Source organism: Stutzerimonas stutzeri (assembly GCF_013522825.1).
In the GTDB taxonomy this organism is placed as follows: Bacteria; Pseudomonadota; Gammaproteobacteria; order Pseudomonadales; family Pseudomonadaceae; genus Stutzerimonas; species Stutzerimonas stutzeri_AK.
The window spans coordinates 25,769-45,726 of sequence record NZ_JAAMQZ010000017.1; the positions used below are offsets into that span (position 1 = coordinate 25,769).

General features: G+C 62.3%; 17 protein-coding genes. 5 read left to right on the top strand and 12 right to left on the bottom strand.

All coding sequences use genetic code 11. The features are described from left to right. The first annotated feature begins 95 nt into the window (after window positions 1-95). The 4 genes from cmoA (at window position 96) to G7020_RS12360 (ending at window position 6,038) form a co-directional block, all read left to right on the top strand. Window positions 96-839, top strand: coding sequence for a carboxy-S-adenosyl-L-methionine synthase CmoA (cmoA, locus tag G7020_RS12345; protein ID WP_181084808.1), 744 nt, complete (start codon window positions 96-98; stop codon window positions 837-839). After that, entirely contained in the window at window positions 836-1,798 is a 963-nt protein-coding gene (cmoB, locus tag G7020_RS12350; RefSeq protein WP_181084810.1) for a tRNA 5-methoxyuridine(34)/uridine 5-oxyacetic acid(34) synthase CmoB, read from the top strand. Before cmoA ends, cmoB begins: the two co-directional genes overlap by 4 nt. 176 nt (window positions 1,799-1,974) lie before the next feature. Further along, a complete protein-coding gene (locus tag G7020_RS12355) occupies window positions 1,975-3,258 on the top strand; it encodes an ABC transporter substrate-binding protein (protein WP_181084812.1) in 1,284 nt (427 codons plus the stop codon). Continuing rightward, a complete protein-coding gene (locus tag G7020_RS12360; protein ID WP_181084814.1) occupies window positions 3,255-6,038 on the top strand; it encodes a hybrid sensor histidine kinase/response regulator in 2,784 nt (927 codons plus the stop codon). The genes G7020_RS12355 and G7020_RS12360 overlap by 4 nt, the downstream gene beginning before the upstream one ends. Window positions 6,039-6,113: 75 nt before the next feature. Here G7020_RS12360 and G7020_RS12365 read toward each other — a convergent pair whose 3' ends face one another. Both G7020_RS12365 and G7020_RS12370 read right to left on the bottom strand, forming a co-directional pair. Beyond that, on the bottom strand, window positions 6,114-8,507 hold the full coding sequence (locus tag G7020_RS12365) for a hybrid sensor histidine kinase/response regulator (RefSeq protein WP_181084816.1): 2,394 nt from the start codon (window positions 8,505-8,507) through the stop codon (window positions 6,114-6,116). Beyond that, on the bottom strand, window positions 8,504-9,280 hold the full coding sequence (locus G7020_RS12370) for a response regulator transcription factor (protein ID WP_181084818.1): 777 nt from the start codon (window positions 9,278-9,280) through the stop codon (window positions 8,504-8,506). The genes G7020_RS12365 and G7020_RS12370 overlap by 4 nt, the downstream gene beginning before the upstream one ends. A 131-nt stretch (window positions 9,281-9,411) precedes the next feature. Between G7020_RS12370 and G7020_RS12375 the strand changes: the two genes are divergently transcribed. Then, a complete protein-coding gene (locus tag G7020_RS12375; protein ID WP_181084820.1) occupies window positions 9,412-10,410 on the top strand; it encodes a LysR family transcriptional regulator in 999 nt (332 codons plus the stop codon). Between the two features lie 148 nt (window positions 10,411-10,558). Here the strand turns inward: G7020_RS12375 and pdxJ are convergent, their stop codons facing one another. The 10 genes from pdxJ to G7020_RS12425 all read right to left on the bottom strand — a co-directional run bounded on the left by pdxJ (window position 10,559) and on the right by G7020_RS12425 (window position 19,950). Beyond that, window positions 10,559-11,305: a pyridoxine 5'-phosphate synthase gene (gene pdxJ, locus G7020_RS12380; RefSeq protein ID WP_181084822.1), complete on the bottom strand. Its 747-nt coding sequence runs from the start codon at window positions 11,303-11,305 to the stop codon at window positions 10,559-10,561. Further along, window positions 11,298-11,999, bottom strand: coding sequence for a DNA repair protein RecO (gene recO, locus G7020_RS12385; protein ID WP_181084824.1), 702 nt, complete (start codon window positions 11,997-11,999; stop codon window positions 11,298-11,300). The genes pdxJ and recO overlap by 8 nt, the downstream gene beginning before the upstream one ends. 242 nt (window positions 12,000-12,241) lie before the next feature. Next, window positions 12,242-13,150, bottom strand: coding sequence for a GTPase Era (gene era / locus G7020_RS12390; protein ID WP_181084826.1), 909 nt, complete (start codon window positions 13,148-13,150; stop codon window positions 12,242-12,244). Beyond that, window positions 13,143-13,832, bottom strand: coding sequence for a ribonuclease III (gene rnc, locus G7020_RS12395; protein ID WP_181084828.1), 690 nt, complete (start codon window positions 13,830-13,832; stop codon window positions 13,143-13,145). Before rnc ends, era begins: the two co-directional genes overlap by 8 nt. Next, on the bottom strand, window positions 13,829-14,206 hold the full coding sequence (locus tag G7020_RS12400) for a DUF4845 domain-containing protein (protein WP_181084830.1): 378 nt from the start codon (window positions 14,204-14,206) through the stop codon (window positions 13,829-13,831). The genes rnc and G7020_RS12400 overlap by 4 nt, the downstream gene beginning before the upstream one ends. Window positions 14,207-14,295: 89 nt before the next feature. Then, window positions 14,296-15,150, bottom strand: a complete 855-nt coding sequence (gene lepB, locus G7020_RS12405) for a signal peptidase I (RefSeq protein WP_181084832.1) — start codon at window positions 15,148-15,150, stop codon at window positions 14,296-14,298. A gap of 1 nt (window position 15,151) precedes the next feature. Beyond that, window positions 15,152-16,951, bottom strand: coding sequence for a translation elongation factor 4 (gene lepA, locus G7020_RS12410; protein ID WP_181084834.1), 1,800 nt, complete (start codon window positions 16,949-16,951; stop codon window positions 15,152-15,154). 164 nt (window positions 16,952-17,115) lie between these two features. Then, the gene (locus tag G7020_RS12415) at window positions 17,116-18,522 is read right to left on the bottom strand and encodes a DegQ family serine endoprotease (RefSeq protein WP_258189337.1); all 1,407 of its coding nucleotides are present in this window, start codon (window positions 18,520-18,522) and stop codon (window positions 17,116-17,118) included. Further along, the gene (locus tag G7020_RS12420; RefSeq protein WP_181084838.1) at window positions 18,503-19,009 is read right to left on the bottom strand and encodes a SoxR reducing system RseC family protein; all 507 of its coding nucleotides are present in this window, start codon (window positions 19,007-19,009) and stop codon (window positions 18,503-18,505) included. Before G7020_RS12420 ends, G7020_RS12415 begins: the two co-directional genes overlap by 20 nt. Beyond that, a complete protein-coding gene (locus G7020_RS12425) occupies window positions 19,006-19,950 on the bottom strand; it encodes a MucB/RseB C-terminal domain-containing protein (protein ID WP_181084840.1) in 945 nt (314 codons plus the stop codon). Before G7020_RS12425 ends, G7020_RS12420 begins: the two co-directional genes overlap by 4 nt. Window positions 19,951-19,958: the final 8 nt, after the last annotated feature.

Below are 19,958 nucleotides of genomic sequence, written 5' to 3' on the forward strand. Positions count from 1 at the left end.
GCGCGCTCCGTTTTCTTCAGCTTCTTTCCCCCTCGGACTACCTCCAGGCTTTCCGCTACAATGCCGCCCTGTTTTTTACCTGCCCAGACGCCGCCGTGAGCCACGATCCAGATCGCCTGTTCGCCCAGCCCCTCGCCCAGCCCCAGGATTTCGTTTTCAACGAGGACGTGGTGCGGGTTTTTCCCGACATGATCAAGCGTTCGGTGCCCGGCTACCCCACCATTGTCGAAAATATCGGCGTGCTGGCAGCGCAGTTCGCCCAGCCCAATACGCAGCTGTACGATCTCGGCTGCTCGCTGGGCGCCGTGACGCAGGCGTTACGCCGGCACGTCAAGGCTGACAATTGCCAGGTGATCGCCGTGGACAACTCCGCCGCCATGGTCGAACGCTGTCGCGAATACCTGCATGGTCAGGATTCGATGTTTCAGGAGCTGCTGCCGGTCGAGGTGATCGAGGCGGACGTCCTCGCGCTGCAGTTTCGACCCGCTTCGCTGGTGGCGCTGAACTTCACCCTGCAGTTCATTCCGCCCGAGCAACGCCCCACCCTGCTGGCCAACATTCGCCAGGCACTGGTTCCGGGTGGCGCGCTGATCCTTTCGGAGAAGCTGCGCTTCGAGGACGAACAGGAGCATGAGCTGCTCACCGACCTGCACGTCGCCTTCAAGCGCGCCAACGGCTACAGCGAACTGGAAATCGCCCAGAAACGCAGCGCCATCGAGAACGTGATGAAGCCCGACAGCCTGGAAACTCACCGCCAGCGTCTGCTGGATGCCGGCTTTTCCAAGGTGGTGCCCTGGTTCCAATGCCTGAATTTCGCCTCGCTGATCGCCCTGCCATGAATCTCGACCTGACACCCCTCGCCTGGCGCCTGGCCGGCACTCCGCTGGCCGCCTGGGCCAACGGCCTGCAGCAGCAACTGGAGGCCAAGCTTGCCATCGGCCACGGCGACCTGCCGCGCTGGCGCCGTGCGGTCGATGCGCTGCCGGATATCCAGCCCGTTTCCGTCGAGCTGCGCGAGGCCTTCCGCCTGGAAGGCGATTGCAACGAGGCGACGCGCGCCGCCACCCATGACGCACTGTTCGGCCTGTCGCCGTGGCGCAAGGGGCCTTTCGACGTCTTCGGCGTGCACGTGGATACCGAATGGCGTTCGGACTGGAAGTGGGAGCGCGTGTCGCCGCACCTCAACCTTGCCGGCAAGCGCATCCTCGACGTCGGCTGCGGCAACGGCTACTACATGTGGCGGATGCTCGGAGCCGGCGCCGATTCGGTGGTGGGCATCGACCCGAACTGGCTGTTCTTCTGTCAGTTCCACGCCATGAAGCGCTACCTCCATAACTTGCCTGCATGGCACCTGCCGATGGCGCTGGAAGAGCTGCCGGCAAAACTCGAAGGCTTCGACACGGTGTTTTCCATGGGCGTGCTCTATCACCGCCGCTCACCGGTCGACCACCTGCTGGAGCTGAAGGATTGCCTGCTCAGGGGCGGTGAGCTGGTGCTGGAAACCTTGGTGGTCGAAGGTGACGAACACACCGCTCTGGTCCCGGAAGATCGCTACGCGCAAATGCGCAACGTCTGGTTCCTGCCTTCGGTGGCGGCGCTGGAGTGCTGGCTGCGCCGCGCGGGTTTCGCCGACGTGCGCTGTGTCGATGTCAGCGTCACCAGCACCGACGAGCAGCGCAGCACGGACTGGATGCGCTATCAGTCGCTGTCTGATTTTCTCGACCCGCAGGACCACGGCAAGACCATCGAGGGCCTGCCTGCGCCGATGCGTGCGGTATTGATTGCACGCAAGCCCTGAGCCTGCCTCAGCCCCTACTGCCGCAGGTCAACTGCTTCATTTCGCTGACGGCCTGCTTGAAGCCGACGAACAGCCCCCCTCACGAACGCGCGCAAAACCGCACGACGATTGTCGTGCGCGCTTGTGGAGGCAAGAATCAGCCTCAGAAAAACCTGCACTCCACCCGAGGAAAACTGATGCCCACGCACCGTTCGCTACTGCTCGCCTGCCTGCTTTGCTGCGCCCCGCTCTGGTCGGCGCTGGCCAAGCAGCCAAGTGTGGTCGAGGTGTCCCACTGGTGGGTGTCAGAGGGAGAGCGCGCCAGCATCGACGTGATCCGCCATCACACCGAAGCAAAAGGGCTGGCCTGGTATGAGACAGTCTTCGCCGGCAGCGGCACCAGCCGCTATATGGATATGCTCAAACAACGTGCCGCCAACGGCCAGCCACCCATGGCGGCGCAGGTGATCGGTTACGACATCCATGACTGGGCCAGCCAGGGCAAACTGGTGATCCTCGACGACATCGCCGCCGCCGAAGAATGGGATGAGGTGGTGCCCTACGGCATCCAGCATCTTTCCAAATACCAGGGCCACTGGGTCGCCGCGCCGATCAACGCCCATTCGACCAACTGGCTGTGGATCAACCACGCACAGTTCGCCCGCCTCGGCCTGGAAGCACCCGACACCTGGGCCGACCTGCTCGGCATGCTCGACAAGGCCAAGGCCGCCGGCCTGATCCCCCTGGCCATCGGTCACGAGGCCTGGGAGCACACCCTTCTGTTCGAATCGGTGGCAGTCGGCGCCGGCGGCGCGGAGTTCTACCGCCGCGCCTTCCTTGAACTGGACCCGAGTGCCCTCGACGAGGACCTGCTACGTCTCATCTTCCAGCGCATGAGCCAGTTGCGCGGCTACCTCGACCCCGGCTTCGCCAGGCGCAGCTGGGATCAGGCCACCGACCTGGTACGCAACGGCCAGGCCCTGCTCCAAGTACAGGGCAGCTGGGTCGATGGCGAATTCCACTTCCATGGCCTGCAGCCGGGGCGCGACTACGAGTGCCTGCGCTTCCCCGATACCCAAGGCGTGTTTCTCTTCAACAGCGACCAATACATGCTGCTGAGCGACCACCCGGCGGACCCAGACACCCGCCGCACCTTCGTCAGCACGCTGATGACCATTGCACTGCAACGCGATCTGAACCTCGCCACCGGCGCCGCACCAGCGCGAGTCGACGTACCGCGTGACAGGTTTGACGTCTGCGGTCGCCAGGCCATCAGCGACCTGCGCGGAGCCAACATGCGTCGCACTCTGATGGGCTCCATCGCCATGGGTAATGCCAATCCAGGCCCGGTCAAGAATGATATCTACCAAGTGGTCAGCGACCACCTCTACAGCCGTATCGACGATGCCGAGGCCAGTCGGCGCCTACGCGCCGTCATTGCCGCCGCGCGCGCCAACGCCACTCAGGAAATCCAGCCATGAAATTCCTCGACTGCCTGAGCGTCACCAGCAAGAGCGTGCTTCCAGTGATCCTGCTGGGCACACTGTCGGCGATCATCACCTTCTATTCGATGCTCAACCTGCGCGCGGTGAACCGCGACTACAGCGCCCTGCTGGAGCGCGACGCCCGCGCGGCCATGCTGATCGACGCCTCATTGCTCGACCTAAGCGACGCCAGCCGTCTGGTATTCAGCGTGCTGACCGAGCAGGAAGTGGCCCGCATGCGCGCCACCCAGGAACGCCTGGCGCAGCAGCAGGCGGCCTTCCGCGACAAGATCGATGCCATCGTACCGCTGATCGACGAGCCCACGCTGCGGCTGGCGAAAATCCGCGAACAGGAGCGCGAAGTGTTCGCTCTCGCCACGGACATCATCGAGGCGGCAACGCGCTGGCGCGGTGATCGCGCCCTGAACATCATCCACACCCGCTTCGACCCCGGACTGCAAGCACTGCGCAGCGAAATGGACACGCTGCGCAGCGCCATCGCCAATCACTTTCAGCAGTCCTCGGAGCGCATCGGTGCCACCTCCCGCGCCACCTTGCGAAATACCGCGCAGGCCTTCGGCCTGGCTCTGGCGACCTTCATCGGTCTGTCCGCCTGGCTGGCACTGACGCAGATCTCGCGACCGATCAACCAGCTGACCCAGGCCATGAGCCGCCTGAGCCAGCGCGACTACCAGCACCCCATCGCCCATACCGCGCGGCGCGACGAACTCGGTCGCATGGCGCGCACGCTGCTGGGGTTCCGCGACGACATGCAACGCGCCGACCGCCTGGAGCTGGAAGTGGCCGCCAGCGCCGAGGTACGCCGCCTGTCACAGCAACTGATGGACCTCACCGACGCCATGCCCGGCGCGCTATTCCAGCTGCTGGTACGCGCCGACGGCAGCCAGCACTTCGTCTTCCTCAGCGGCAAGGCCGCTGGCTTCATCGGCCCCCAGCGGCTCGGCCCAACGCCCTCGGGCCTGCTGCTGGACGAGGTACGCGCACCACTCACCGCCGAGACACTGGTGGCTATCGAACAGCTCATAGCCCACAGCCGCGCCAGTCTGGAACCGCTCGACTTCGACCTGCTGGTGACCCTGGACGGGCGGCATTTCTGGCTTAAAACCCTGGCCAGCGCTCGTCGCACGGAAGATGGCGGCACCCTGTTCAATGGGGTGTGGCTGGACGTCAGCGAGAGCAAGGCACAAGCCAGTGCTCTGGAACATGCCAAGGAGCAGGCCGAGCAGGCAGCCCAGGCCAAGACCGCCTTCCTCGCGACCATGAGTCACGAGATCCGTACGCCGATGAACGCCATCATCGGCCTCACGCAACTGAGTCTGCGCCACCCTCTGGAGCCTGAACTGTGTGGGCGCCTGGAAAATATTCTGCGCGCCGGCCAGCACCTGCTCGGCATCATCAACGACATTCTTGATTTCTCGAAAAGCGACAGCGGCCACCTGCAAGCCGAACGGATCGCCTTCGTGCCCCAGCATATTCTTGACGGCGTGCAGCAGATGGTCGCCGAGCACGCCGGTGAAAAGGGCCTGGAGCTGCGAATCGAACCGGCCGGGCACCTGCCAACGCTGCTCGGCGACCCGCTGCGCATCAGCCAGATCCTGCTCAACTACGCCAACAACGCCGTCAAGTTCAGCACGCATGGCGTGGTTCACCTCAGCCTCGACCTGCGGCACAGCGCGCAGGGATCGGCCTACCTGTATGGCGAGGTCAAGGATCAGGGGATCGGCCTCAGCGAGGAACAGCAGATCCATCTATTCCAGCCTTTCCAGCAAGCCGACAGCAGTATCACTCGACGCTTCGGTGGCACCGGTCTGGGTCTGGCCATCTCGCGTAATCTGGCGCAACTGCTGGGCGGCGAGGTAGGCATGTGCAGTCAGCCTGGCGAGGGCAGCACCTTCTGGTTCCGCGTGCGGGTCGAAGAGATACCGCCAGTCACCGTCGAAGCCCCGCAGGAACCAGCCCCGATCTCGCCACAAAACCTGCAAGGTCTGCGCCTGCTGCTGGTGGACGACAATGAGCTCAACCGACTGGTGGCCAGCGAACTGCTACGCGAGGCCGGCATCCAGCTCGACCAGGCCCAGGGTGGCCGGCACGCGCTCGACCTGCTGCGTCAGTCTCCGGACAACACCTACGCAGCCGTGCTGATGGACATGATGATGCCCGAACTGGATGGTCTAAGCGCCACCCGCCAGCTACGCCGCGAGCCGCGCTTCGCCCAGCTGCCAGTGATTGCCATGACAGCCAATGCCAGCCAGGAGGACGTCGAGCAATGCCTGGCCGCCGGTATGAACGCCCACGTAGCCAAGCCCATCGACGAACAACTGCTGTGGAAGGCGCTGATCCGCCATTGCCTGACGCCGCAAGAGGTTTCCGAATGGGTGCCGCCGCCCCCGCCGGTACGTCCTGCAACCCCCGTCGTCGACTTCGACCCAAGGCCACTGGAACATCTGCGCCAGCTGATCAGCAACGAGCGTTTCAGCCGCATGCTGGAAATGCTGGTCGAGGACTGCGAGCGACGCGGCGAGCTGTTCGGTGCCATTGCCATCGGCCAGGCCTGCGATCCGGCAACACTACGGCAGAACGCCCACGACCTGATCGGTACCGCCGGACACGCCGGCCTCCAGCACCTGGGCCAGCTGGGCCGCGCCCTGCACGAGGCACTACGCGACGCCGATCAGGACGAGGTGCGCCGCCAGGCACTGGCGATTCAGCAAGCCGCGAATGACGCTGCCGAAGCCCTGCGGCGGCACTTCACCTAGTGGCGCGCGCGGCCTGTCATTCGCGTACATACACCTCTGCCGAGGGGTCAGGAAACTACGCACTCGAACCCAGCCTCAGCCCAGTTTCATCTCCCTCGCAATAGGGCCGGGCTGAGGGTCACCGGACTGACCACACAGTCGCTCGATACAGGACAACAACTCCTCGGCGCTGACCGGCTTGAGCAGCTCGGCGTCGAAACGCAGCCGCTCGCCGTTGTTCTCGGCGCGTGCCGGCGAGGCCGAGTAGAGCAGCACCGGCAGGCCCGGTCGATGGCGGCGCACCTCACGCAGCAGCGCCCAGCCGTCCATGCCCGGCATGAACTGATCGGTGATCACCAGATCGACGTCCGCCCAGGCGATGGACGCCAGCGCCTCTTCGCCGCTGCCCGCCAGGGTCACGTCATAGCCGTGGCCGGCGATCAGGTCGCCAAGAAACTCCCGTGTCAGCTCGACGTCTTCCACCAGCAGGATGCGCCGCCCCGCACCATCACTGGCCGTTGCGTGAGCGTCGTGAAAGACCTGCTCCACCGCTTCCTCGGAAGCGCTCTGCACCCGCAGCACGAAGCTGAACAGCGTGCCGCCGCCGGGCCTGTCCTCGAAGGCCAGCGTGCTGTCCATCTGTCGCAGCAAGTCGTCGACTATCGCCAGGCCAAGACCGAACCCCTCGACACCGTGGACGTTGCCGCCGCGCTGGAACGGTCGCAGCAACTGCTCGCGAACGTCCGCCGTCAGCCCGATGCCATTGTCCGCCACGCTGAAACGCAGGGAGAAACCTTGTTTCTCGGCCCCGAGATTCTCCACCCGCAGCACGATCAGCCCCTCGCGGGTGAACTTGCTGGCATTTCCCAGCAGGTTGACCAGCACCCGGCGCAACTGCCGGAAGTCGGCCTGTACCAGCAGCGGCAGATCGGTCGCGAACTGGCAATCCAGGCGATTACCCTGGCGCTGGGCAAGAAAATGCGCCTCGCTGCCGATCTCGTGCAGGAAGCCGTAGAGGTAACCCGGCGCCAGTACCAGCTCCTCCTGTGACAACTCGCCCCGTGAAAACTCCAGCAGCTCGTCGATCAGCTCCAGTTGCAGACGCGCGTTGCGCTCGATGCGCTGCGGGTAGTCCTGGATACCCTCATCGTTGATCAGGCGGGTATAGTTGATAATGCCGCTCAACGGCGAACGCAGGTCATGGCTGATCCGCGCCAACAGCGCGCTGCGCGCCTTCAGCGATTCGCGCAACTGCTCGGTTCGCCGCGCCACCGTGCTTTCCAGATGCTGCTGCTCGGCTGCCCGCAACGCTTCCAACTCGGCGCTGACGAGCCGGGCATCACGCCGGGTACGGGTGAATTCCGAGATCAGGGTAAAGAACAACAGCACCGCCCCCATCAGCCCCGAAGCCAGATCAAGCTGATCCTCGCCATACGACCAGGGCGCAGGCTGGCCATCGAGGAACAGCAGTGGCATGAGTCCCTGGACCACCAGCAAGGCAGTCAGCGCCCAGCCCAGCCAACTCAGCCGCAGCCCGTGCCACCAGACGCCCAGGCACAGCAGCGGCACCAGCATGTAGAAACCCCAGCGCAACGTACTGAACAGGTTGCGGCTGCCGACAAAGTCGAACACCGTGCCGCCCAGCAACAGTACGCCCACCGCCAGCGAGTAGAGAATCAGCGGCGCGCGCCAGAGCGGCGGCAAACGAGGCACCTGGAACAGGATGCCTATGTAGAGCATGAACAGTAGCGCGGCGCAGCCGGACAGCACGCCCACCAGCTCGCGCGACCAGGGCAACAGCGCCGGCAGGTAGAACAGGTAGCCGTTGACCACACCGGTCAGCAACAGGTAGGCCAGGCTCGACAGCGCATTGGCCAGCAGCAGCATGGAACGTATCTGCACGCCGACGATCAGGCCGAACGGCACGATCAGCAACATGATCCCCAGCACCACACCATCGATCAGGCTGGCACGCTCGCCGCTGCGCAAGCGTTGCTCCTCACTGTGCAGGCGTGGCGCCACGGCCAACAGGCTGCGGCTGGCGACTCTCACCATTACCTCGCGCTCTTCCCCGGCCATGACCAGTAGCGGGAACAACGGTTGGCGCTGCTGCACGCTCCATTCCGGCAACGGATAAACACTGCCGGCGCGCATCTCATGCCATTGCCCGTCCTGGTGCTGGAAGACCTGCACCTGCTCCAGACGCGGCTCGCCGACCTGCAGCCAGGCATGACAGAACTCCGTGCCCGGATTGCGCACCTGCAGGCGCAACCAGAAGGCCGAATAGCTGAAGCTGTACGGGAAGGCACCCCGATGCAGCGCCTGGAAGCGCTCCGCAGGAAGCCGGCTCACGACGTCCACCGTCAGTGCGCCGCCGGGGTCCTCGAACAGTAGCACTGTCTCTTGCAGCGCCAACCGGCAATCGCTATCCCCCGCCTGTGACGGCAGCGACGCGGACAACAGCAGCAACAGCAACAACAGTCGGCTCATGTATGGCTTCGCAGCCGCTCGCGGAACTGACTCGGCGTCACACCGTGGCGCGCACGGAATGCCGTCGTGAAGTTACAGGCACTGCGAAAACCGATCTGCTCGGAGATGTCTTGCACACTCATGCCGCTGTCGGCCAGCAGCTCTTGACCTCGGCGCATTCGCAGCTCGCGCACATAGGCGAACACCGAGGTTCCCAGATGACTGCGGAAGATGGTCGACAGGCGTTTGTCGTGAGTACCGACCTTGCGCGCGATATCCGCCAACTGCGGCAAGTCCGCAAGTTCCTGAGCGATCAGACGTAGCGCCGCTTGCAGAATCAACTGTTCTGCATCCACCACATCCGACTGCTCTTGCGCGGGCTGAGCCGGTCGGGCGCGACGTGCCAGTTGCAAGTGCACGCGCATGCGAGCCAGCACCTCGGCTGGCTCGAACGGCTTGAGTACGTAATCCACGCCACCCAGCTCAAGCCCTTCCAGGCGCTCCTCAAGCGAGCCGGCCGAGGTCAGGAAGATCACCGGCACATCGCGAGAGGTCGGCGACTCGCGCAACAGACGACACAGGGTGAAACCGTTCATCTGCGGCATATGCACGTCGAGCAGGATCAGGTCGGGGCGCAGCGCCAGAGCCCGTTGCAGTCCCTGGCGGGCCTCACTGGCCAGCGACAGCCGCCAACCCTGGGCGCGAATCTGCTGCAGCAGCAGTTTCAGCCCCTCTGGCGTGTCGTCGATTACCAGGATCAGCGGGGTATGGCCAATATCTTTGCTCGCGAACATGACAACTTGTTCTCTCAAGTCGAAGGGCAGGTTCTTCGGCGATGTCCTCCTCTGGCAAAGGTCACGCCCTCTTATTCAAAAGCCCAGATGCAAAGCGGCAAATAAGATAGCGCAATAATACGGAGGGAATAATGAGCGAACGTTCTCCCAGGGCGAACAGAGCGTCCCAAAAACAACAACCAAAAACCTCGACTACAGCAAGAACCCTGGGCGATCTCTACTGGTACGCCCAAGTCGTCGAAGCCGGGAGCTTTTCTGGCGCAGCCGAACGCACCGGGATCGCCAAATCCAGCCTCAGCCGGCGCATCGCCCAGCTCGAACAGGTACTCAAGGTGCAGTTGCTCAACCGCAGCACCCGCCTGTTTGCCATGACCACGGTCGGTGAGCAGATCTATCGGCACGCACTGGAGATGATCTCAGCCCTGGAGGCTGCACTTCAGTGCGCAGTGGAAACCAACAACACGCCATCCGGCTTGATTCGGCTGGCGGCTCCCAGCGCACTAGCGGATTGGGTTCTGGGCGCTATGGCTGAATTCCAGCGTAGCCACCCGAGAGTACAGTTCGCGCTGATCCTGGAAGACCGGCCAGTGGATCTCGCCACCCAACGCCTCGATCTGGCACTGAACCTGAACGAGGTACCCGAAGACAGTAATATCGTAGCCCGCCCACTCGCCGAATTATCCATGGTGATCGTGGGCAGCCCCGCATTGCTGACGAGCCTGGGCAACCCATCAACGCTGGACGGCATCGCTGACAACAACCTCTTGACGCTCGGAGCCAACACTCAGCCCCAAGCCTGGCGACTACAGAGTGGGCCACGAGAAATCCATCAGCCAGCATTGCTCGCCGAAAATACCCAGACACTACTCAAAGCCGCCCGTGCCGGGCTGGGTCTGGCCTGCTTGCCACTTTATGCCTGCAGTACAGACTTGGCCGCACAGAACCTGAAACTGGCCTGCCCCAGTGAGCATTTACCACCTGCCACTCTTTACGCCCTGACACCACCATACAAAGGCATTACTTCTACGGCCCGACAACTGATTGAGAGTATGCGTCACGCTCTTACCAACGATCTTCAGGGTATCGAATTCAACTCCAGAGGCAGTGATCAACCGACCTGCTGGAGCTGAAAGACTGCCTGCTCAGGAGCGATGAGCAGGTGCAGAAACTCCGGGTGACCGAGGCAACGAAAGCACCACGCTGGCGCCGGAAGATCACCGCGCACAGATACGTGCGGTGCTGATCGCGCGCAAGGCCTGAGCCTGCGCGCCAAAAGCATCAAGCCCGCGGCGCAGCGGCCAGGATCAGCTGCTTCATCTCCATAACGGCCTGTTTGAAGCCGACGAACAGCGCATGGGCAACGATCGCATGGCCGATGTTCAGCTCGTTGATGCCCTCAATCGCAGCGATGGCTTCGGCATTGTGGTAATGCAGCCCGTGGCCGGCATTGACGATCAGGCCATGGCCCAGCCCCGCTTCCACGCCCTCGCGAATGCGCGCCAGCTCGACGGCACGTTCGGCGGCACCCTGGGCATCGGCATAGCGCCCGGTATGCAGCTCGATGGCCGGCGCGCCCAGGCGGGCGGCGGCCTCGATCTGACGCGGATCGGCGTCGATGAACAGCGATACCTGCGCACCACAGGCAGTCATGCGGTCGATGGCGTCACGGATGCGCGACTCCTGCCCCGCCACGTCCAGCCCACCTTCGGTGGTGAGCTCCTGCCGGGTTTCCGGGACCAGGCAGACATGCTCCGGTCGCAGCTGCTCGGCGAAGGCGAGCATGGCCTCGGTAACGCCCATCTCGAAGTTCATCCGCGTCTGCAACGCATCCTTCATCATCAGAACGTCGCGCTCTTGGATATGTCGGCGATCCTCGCGCAGATGCACGGTAATGCCGTCCGCGCCGGCCTCCTCGGCATCCAGGGCGGCCTTGAGCGGGTCGGGATAGCGGGTGCCGCGCGCCTGGCGCAGTGTCGCGACGTGATCGACGTTGACACCGAGCAGAATTCGATTGGCTTCAGTCACGCGGGGACTCCTTCATGTTCATGAACAATTCACGGCTGACCAGGGGTCGACCGCCCAGATGGGGCGCCAGCGCCTGACGCATCAGCCGCTTGGCCGCCGCCAGTGCGCCGGGAACGTCCCAGTCAGCCTCAGCCATCGCCAGTAGCTCCGCACCGTTGAACAGCCCCGGCTGAAAATGACCGACGGGCTCCAGTCCGGTATCCGGCACAAGCCGATACAGCCCGGCGCTGGCGATAGGCTGCCCGCAGACGTCCCGATCAAGCGCAAAACCATAGCCCAGTTCACTTAGCAAACGCCATTCGAATGAGCGCAGCAGGGGTTCCAGCGGACGTTTCGCCGCCAGCGCCGCCAGGGTTTGCAGGTAATGCTCGAACAGATCAGGGTGGGCATCTTCAGCCGGCAGCAGCCGAATCAGCAATTCGTTGAGATACATGCCGGCAAACAGCGCACTGCCTTCGAGCCAGTGCGCCAGCCCATTGGCCTCCAGTCGCCCGACGTTCTTCAGCTCGCCACGCCCCCGAAACTCCACCTCCAGCGGCACGAAGGGCCGCGCCAGCGTACCGGCCTTGCCTCGCGCGCCCCGCAACACGGCCCGCAGCCGCCCCTGAGGCGTAAAAAAATCCACCAGCGCACTGCTCTCGCGATAGGGGCGACTGTGCAGGACAAAGGCGGATTGGGAGGGGATGGAATCCATATGGGCGGGACTATGGGGGCTGTGCGGGGTTTATGCATTCACATGGCAGGTTTTCTCTGGCCCCACCGGCGCTCGTCGGGTCGATGAAGCGTGACCCGACCTACAAAGCGTCGTAGGTCGGATTAGCCGAAGGCGTAATCCGACAATCCGAAGGCGCCCTCACAGCGCCTGACCATCCGCACGATGAAGACTCACCCATCAGCTTTTTCGTCCAGCCTCCAGCGCCCTTCTCGCCTTCTCGCTTACTGGTAGCCCAGCGAATGCAGCGCACGTTCGTCATCGGACCAGCCGCTCTTGACCTTCACCCACAGGTTCAGCATGACCTTGGAGTCGAACAGCACTTCCATGTCCTTGCGGGCTTCCTGGCCGATGCGTTTGATGCGCTCGCCCTTGTCGCCGATGATGATTTTCTTCTGCCCGTCGCGCTCGACCAGAATCAGCGCATGGATATGCAGAACATGCCCTTGCTGTTTGAAGTCCTCGATCTCGACGGTGATCTGATAAGGCACTTCCGCCCCCAGCTGGCGCATGATCTTTTCGCGCACCAGTTCGGCGGCAAGGAAACGGCTGCTACGATCGGTGATCTGGTCTTCAGGGAAAAAGTGCTCGCCTTCAGGCAGATGCGAGGCCACCAGTTTCTCGAACACATCGAGATTCTGCCCGTGCTGGGCGGAAATCGGCACGATCTCGGCATTGGGCAACTGCTGCGCCAGCCACTCGAAGTGCGGCAGCAGCTCACTCTTGTCTTCGACGCGATCGGTCTTGTTCACCGCGATGATCACAGGCCCCTCGACATACTGAACACGTTCGAGTACCAGCTGGTCTTCCTCGGTCCAACGCGTGCGATCGACGACGAACACCACGACATCGACATCCTTGAACGCCGATGAGGCCGTGCGGTTCATATAGCGGTTGAGTGCTGTCTCGCCATTCTTGTGCATGCCGGGGGTGTCGACATAGACGGCCTGAACGGCGCCTTCGGTCTTGATTCCGAGCATGTTGTGGCGGGTGGTCTGCGGTTTGCGCGAAGTGATGGCGAGCTTCTGCCCGAGGACGTGGTTGAGCAGCGTCGACTTGCCAACATTGGGGCGACCCACGATGGCCACATAACCGCAGCGGCTTACCGCATCTTCTGTCTGTTGTTCAATCATGTCCATTCTCCACGCCCAGCGCGATGAGTGCCGAAGCAGCGGCAACCTGTTCGGCAATGCGCCGACTGGCACCCTGCCCCTGTGTCTTCTCGTTGAGCAGCGCTACCTGGCACTCGACGAAGAAGGTCCGGCAATGCGGCTCACCCTCGATAGCCACCACTTCATAGCGCGGCAGCTCACAGGCACGCGATTGCAGAAACTCCTGCAGACGGGTCTTCGGGTCCTTGTTGGTGTCGACCAGCGTCAGCCCCTGCAGTTCGTTGGCCAGCCAGGCCAGCACACGATCACGCGCGGTTTCCATGCCGGCATCCAGGTAGATCGCGCCGATCAGGGCCTCCAGCGTGTCGGCCAGGATCGATTCGCGGCGAAACCCGCCGCTCTTCAGTTCACCCGAACCCAGGCGCAGGTATTCGCCCAGCTCGAAGCCACGGGCCAGTACCGCCAGCGTCTCGCCCTTGACCAGGCGCGCGCGCAGACGGGACAGCTGCCCTTCCTTCGCCTGGGGGAAGTGTGTGAACAACGCCTCCCCGGCGATGAAGTTGAGAATGGCATCGCCAAGGAATTCCAGACGCTCATTGTTGCGTCCGGCATAACTGCGATGAGTGAGAGCCAGGAGCATCAGCTCCTGATCCTTGAATTGATAACCGAGCTTGCGCTCGAGACGGGCTAACGAAGTGCTCACGGCATCCTTAGGCGATATTCTTTGTCGAAGTTCGCCACCAGATCCAGATTGCGGATCAGGGGCTCGCGCTTTTCGTAATTCAGGTGAACCCTGAATTCATTGTTTTCAATCACGACCTTCAGCGCCTCTTCCAGATTCAGGTCGCGAATGCCATTGACGTCCATGCCCCGGCGAACGTGACTGTAGAAGTCACGCACGCTGCGCACTTCCGTAGTTTGGTCACTTTCTACCCCGGAAATGATCTTGTCCATGGACATATAGTCGAAGTAATGCGGCAGCATCTTGAATGCCGTGCTGGCGAAAAACGCCACCAGCGCCAGCACCATGATCCAGCTCAGCATGGACAGCCCTTTTTGCGAACGAGCGAAACTCATGTCGACCTCTACGTCGTGCATTACCCACCGATCGGGGCTGGATAAATATAGCGGGACGGGCCGCAGGAACCGGGCCGTGATTCACAGACTCAGTGAATCAGGCCGACTCGGGAAAAGTGTGGTAGATTGCTGAGCTTCGGATCGGACCAACTCATCCATATCGCAAAGGCCTTGCCGACGATATTGCGGTCAGGAACCATGCCGGCGAGCTCAGCGGGAATCGCCGCACCCTGCCAGTAGCGGCTGTCGTTGGAGTTGTCGCGGTTGTCACCCATCATGAAATAGTGACCCTGCGGCACGCGCCACTCGCGATCAGGCTCTACCTGATACCGCCGCATTTCCTTGCGAATCATGTGCTCGGCTTCGCCCAGTTTTTCCCGATACAGCCTGGCGCTGCCCAGGCTGCCAGGCTCGTCACCCACCAGCATTTCGGGCACCGACTGACCATTGATGGTCAGGCGCCTGTCGCTGCCATAGCGAATCACATCGCCCGGCAGGCCAATGACACGCTTGATGTAGTTGATATTCGGATCGTTGGGATAGCGAAACACCATGACATCGCCACGTTTCGGATCGCTGACGTCGATGATCTTGGTATCGACCACCGGCAGCCGAATCCCGTAGGCGAATTTGTTGACCAGGATGAAATCGCCCACTTCCAGGGTCGGGATCATCGACCCGGACGGAATCTGGAACGGCTCGATCAGAAAGGAACGCAACACCAACACGATGGCCAGCACGGGAAAGAAGGATTTGCCATATTCGATCAGTACCGGCTCCCGGCTCAAGGCCTCCAGCGTGCTCTGATCGAGCTCGCCGGCACTGCGCTCGTAGCTGGCTATCGCCGCCCGCCGACGCGGTGCAAAAAACACCAGATCGAGAAGCGCGAGAAAACCGCATAGCGCAACGGCAATCACCAGCAACAGCGGGAAATTGATCGACATATCAACTATCTACCTTGAGCACCGCGAGGAATGCTTCCTGCGGGATTTCCACGTTACCCACCTGCTTCATGCGTTTCTTGCCCGCCTTCTGCTTCTCCAGCAGCTTGCGCTTGCGGCTCACGTCGCCGCCGTAACACTTGGCCAGAACGTTCTTGCGCAAGGCTTTCACGGTGCTTCGAGCAACGATCTGACCGCCAATGGCAGCCTGAATCGCGACGTCGAACATCTGTCGGGGGATCAGCTCCTTCATCTTCTCGACGAGCATGCGACCCTTGTAGTGCGCATTGTCGCGATGCACGATCAGTGCCAGCGCATCGACTTTCTCGCCGTTGATGAGGATATCCAGACGGGTCAGGTTGGCCGATTGGAAGCACTCGAAGCTGTAGTCCAGAGAGGCGTAACCACGGCTGACCGACTTCAGACGATCGAAGAAGTCCAGCACCACTTCGCTCATCGGCAGGTCGTAGCGAACCTGTACCTGAGAGCCGAGGAACTGCAGATCGCGCTGCACGCCACGCTTCTCGATACAGAGGGTGATGACACTGCCCAGATGCTCCTGCGGTACCAGGATATTGGCACGCACGATCGGCTCGCGCATGTCTTCGATGGCGGACAGGTCCGGCAATTTCGACGGACTGTCGACGTAGATGGTTTCGCCGTTCTTCAGTGCCAGTTCGTAGACCACGGTCGGCGCGGTGGTGATCAGATCCAGGTCGTATTCGCGTTCGAGACGTTCCTGGATGATCTCCATGTGCAGCATGCCGAGGAAGCCGATACGGAAGCCGAAACCGAGGGCATCGGAGCTTTCCGGCTCGTACTGCAGGGCGGCATCGTTGAGGGTCAGCTTCTGCAGCGCGTCGCGGAAGTCTTCGAAATCATCTGAACTGACCGGGAACAGGCCGGCATAGACCTGTGGCTTGACCCTTTTGAAGCCGGGCAGCATCTCGACGTCCGGGGTGTTGGCCAGCGTCAGGGTATCGCCTACCGGTGCCCCTAGAATGTCCTTGATGCCGGCGATGATGAAGCCCACTTCGCCGGCTTTGAGGTCGGTCGTACTGGTGTGTTTCGGATTGAACACGCCAACGCTGTCGACCTGATGCGTCTTGCCGGTGGATTTGACCAGCACCTTGTCGCCTTTCTTGATTCGACCGTGACGGACACGGACTAGCGAGACGACGCCTAGGTAGTTGTCGAACCAGGAGTCGATGATCAACGCCTGCAATGGCGCATCGACTTCACCAGTGGGCGGCGGAATGGTCGCGACCAGGCGCTCCAGCACCTCATCGACGCCCATGCCGCTCTTGGCGCTGCAGGCAACGGCATCGGTCGCATCGATACCGATGATGTGCTCGATCTCGTCCTTGACCTTGTCCGGGTCGGCCTGGGGCAGATCCATCTTGTTCAGGACGGGCATGACTTCCAGGCCCTGCTCGATGGCCGTGTAGCAGTTGGCAACCGACTGCGCCTCGACACCCTGCCCTGCATCGACCACCAGCAGCGCACCTTCACAGGCCGCCAGCGAGCGGCTCACCTCGTAGGTGAAGTCCACGTGGCCGGGGGTGTCGATGAAGTTGAGCTGATAGGTCTTGCCGTCACGCGCCTTGTAATGAAGGGTCACGCTGTGGGCCTTGATGGTGATGCCGCGCTCGCGTTCGAGGTCCATGGAGTCGAGGACCTGGGAAGCCATTTCACGCTCTGTCAGGCCACCGCACATCTGAATGAAGCGGTCGGCCAGGGTCGACTTGCCATGATCAATGTGCGCGATGATGGAAAAATTGCGGATATGACTCAGGTCACTCACAGCTAAACACTCGAATATGCCGCAGGCCGATTGCCCGCCGAAAAATAGCCGCGGATTGTACCTGATCGGTCTTTTCAGCGCCACGCCGAGTCAGGACCTCCTGGCTGGCACGGCGGCAGCGCCGACAAGGGCGACCGAGTCGCCCTGATATCGGATGCAGCGCTCTACTCGGCAAGCTTGAAGGTGATGAAGCTGGCGCGCCCCTGACGCAGCACGCGCATGGACACCGAGCGGTTTTTCGGTAACTGCTCGGCAACACGAGCAAATGTGGAAGCGGAGTCGATGGCCTGGTTGTTCAGATGAGTGATCACATCACCGGGCCGCAGACCGATCATCGCCGCCGGGCCATTGAGCACTTCGGTGATCACGACACCACCGGAGAGGTCGAGACTGCGCTTCTGTTCGTCAGTGAGTTCCGACACCTTCACGCCCAACCGGTTGTTGCTCTTTTCCGCACGACTGCTCGCCGTCGCGACCTCCTCACCCTCTTCCGGCAATGCGCCAACGGTGATCGTCAGCGTCTCGCGACTGCCCTCGCGCACGATGCCCAAACGAGCCTCGGTATCAGGCTTTATAGTGCCGATCAGGTGTGGCAGATCGGCAGACATGTCGATGGCGTTGTCATTGACACTGAGAATCACATCACCCACCCGCAAGCCGCCCTTCGCCGCCGGCCCGCCATCCATGACCTGGGCAACCAGCGCGCCTGTCGGACGCTCGAGCCCGAAGGACTCGGCCAGATCCCGGTTCACTTCCTGGATGACCACGCCCAGCCAGCCTCGGCTGACCTTGCCATCGGTGCGCAGCTGCTCGGAGATATCCATCGCGACATCGATGGGGATGGCAAACGACAATCCCATGAAGCCACCCGAGCGGGTAAATATCTGCGAGTTGATGCCAATGACTTCACCCTGCAGATTGAACAGTGGCCCGCCGGAGTTGCCCGGATTGATCGCGACATCGGTCTGAATGAAGGGCACATAACTTTCATTGGGCAGGTTACGCCCCGTAGCGCTGACGATACCCGCCGTCACCGTATGGTCGAAGCCGAACGGAGAGCCAATGGCCAGAACCCATTCACCCGCCTTGAGCGTGCTGGATTTGCCCAGCTTGACGGTCGGCAGGTTCTCGCCGTCGATCTTGAGCAGCGCCACATCGGTACGGGGGTCGGCGCCCACAAGCGTGGCTTCCATTTCACTGCGATCCGGCAGACGCACGATGATCTCGTCGGCATCAGCCACCACATGATTGTTGGTCAGCACATAACCATCAGCCGAGATGATGAAACCGGAACCCAGCGACTGTGCTTCACGCCGCTGCCCCCCGCCTGGCAGGCCCGGAATGCTGTGTTCGAAAAATTCGCGAAAGATGGGCGGCAGGCCTTCCAGGTCAGGCAGTTGCGGATGGGCGCGAGCCGGCACTTTCTGCTTGGTGCTGATATTGACTACCGCCGGCGAGGCGCTTTCGACCAGGGGCGTGAAATCAGGCAGCTGAGCCTGTGCCAGCGTCGCCTGCCCCAGAAAAAGCAGCGCAGCGACGAACGCGAAGCAGCTAGTGCGTTGAACCTTCAAGATCATTCCCCCTTGGCGAAAACGAACCGACCGCCGCATCAGCGCCGGCCACGGCCAGCATGACGCGCAGTACAACCGGTTGCAGTGCGCAGTCTCCTGCCGCTCGCCGGCTGCGCGCACGCACGACCAGCCATGAAACCAGGAAACCGCCAAGCCCGGCCAGTATCACGTATGGCTCCGGCGCCGACAGCCCGGAGGCCGCCAGCGCGGAAGCGAACAGTACGATGAGCGGGAAAAGATAAACAAGGACCGCACCGCGCAGCAACACATCTTCGCGGATGCCGATAACGACCGAATCACCCACCTGCAGGCGCTGATCGCAGAGGGCGCGGATCAGCCCGCGCCGCTCACGGACGCCCAGCCGGTCCATCAGCCCCTGACCGCAACCATTCCTGGCGGAGCAACCGGAGCAGGTGCTCTTGCGCTGCGTCTCGACCCAGACGGCGCCGGACTCCACAGCAATCACACGCCCAGGCTCTTCTATCATCGCGACGCCTGGTCTGCCCCGGCGCGCATCGACAGCGCGACCCGTTCGGCGGTTCCGAGCGGAACCTCGCCGACAACCGTCACCATCACGTCGCCATCAGCGGTCGTGAGACGTTTCGACACCGCGACAGTAGGCCCCATCTGGTTGCGCGCATCCTCGACGACCGCGCCCCGCAATGGCTCAAGAAACACCGAGAAGCGCGCCAGACCGTCCCCATAGGACAGCCATGTCACGCGCTCATCCGAAGCGGGGCTGGGACGTACATTGGAGTCGAGCAGTTGAAAGCCTTCCGGCAGCCAGTCGGAGCGCCACTGCGGCGCAACCGCTTCGCCTTCGGTAGCCAGGGAAACGGGCTGGCATGCCGCACCTGTCTCGACATCAGCAGGCTGAACGGCATCGGGTGAAAAATGAACGAACTGGAAGCGTTCAAGCAACTGCCCGCTTTCACTGAGCAGCAACGATTTGAGCGGCAGCGCCGTTTCGCGGTCGAGATGCAATTCGAATCCGTAGCGGTGCTGATCCTTTGGCCGTACGGCAAGCGCCACGGTTGGCCTTCCGGCTACTCGTGACTCACCAAGCAACTGGAAATCATACCACTGGCCGAGCGCCTTGGGATCGAGCTGCGCTTGCTGCCACGGCTGCACATCCCTGACCTGGGAGGCCAGCTGCTCGCTGGCGCACTGCACTCGACCATCCACCAGCAGAACTTCCGCCGCAGGTCCGTCAAGCTGCAACAGGCGCTCATGACGCCTGTCCTTTTCGATCAATTGCCAGACGGCATGACTGGAAAAGCTGCCGTTGCGTTCATACATGAAGGTGCCATGGTAGCTCTGCTTCTTTTCAGACATCGCAAAACGCTGCAACCAGGCATCGGCATCAGCAGCAAAGGCCGGCATCGACAGCCAGCCTCCGAGCACCACACAAAGCGGTATTACACGCATGTTGTTCC

What these genes read in the sequence shown, in the direction of transcription:
- era (WP_181084826.1), bottom strand. Translation starts at nt 13,150, where the DNA reads ATGATTGAACAACAGACAGAAGATGCGGTAAGCCGCTGCGGTTATGTG.
- G7020_RS12375 (WP_181084820.1), top strand. Translation starts at nt 9,412, where the DNA reads ATGAGCGAACGTTCTCCCAGGGCGAACAGAGCGTCCCAAAAACAACAA.
- recO (WP_181084824.1), bottom strand. Translation starts at nt 11,999, where the DNA reads ATGGATTCCATCCCCTCCCAATCCGCCTTTGTCCTGCACAGTCGCCCC.
- G7020_RS12360 (WP_181084814.1), top strand. Translation starts at nt 3,255, where the DNA reads ATGAAATTCCTCGACTGCCTGAGCGTCACCAGCAAGAGCGTGCTTCCA.
- lepB (WP_181084832.1), bottom strand. Translation starts at nt 15,150, where the DNA reads ATGTCGATCAATTTCCCGCTGTTGCTGGTGATTGCCGTTGCGCTATGC.
- cmoB (WP_181084810.1), top strand. Translation starts at nt 836, where the DNA reads ATGAATCTCGACCTGACACCCCTCGCCTGGCGCCTGGCCGGCACTCCG.
- G7020_RS12420 (WP_181084838.1), bottom strand. Translation starts at nt 19,009, where the DNA reads ATGATAGAAGAGCCTGGGCGTGTGATTGCTGTGGAGTCCGGCGCCGTC.
- G7020_RS12425 (WP_181084840.1), bottom strand. Translation starts at nt 19,950, where the DNA reads ATGCGTGTAATACCGCTTTGTGTGGTGCTCGGAGGCTGGCTGTCGATG.
- G7020_RS12400 (WP_181084830.1), bottom strand. Translation starts at nt 14,206, where the DNA reads ATGAGTTTCGCTCGTTCGCAAAAAGGGCTGTCCATGCTGAGCTGGATC.
- G7020_RS12365 (WP_181084816.1), bottom strand. Translation starts at nt 8,507, where the DNA reads ATGAGCCGACTGTTGTTGCTGTTGCTGCTGTTGTCCGCGTCGCTGCCG.
- G7020_RS12370 (WP_181084818.1), bottom strand. Translation starts at nt 9,280, where the DNA reads ATGTTCGCGAGCAAAGATATTGGCCATACCCCGCTGATCCTGGTAATC.
- G7020_RS12355 (WP_181084812.1), top strand. Translation starts at nt 1,975, where the DNA reads ATGCCCACGCACCGTTCGCTACTGCTCGCCTGCCTGCTTTGCTGCGCC.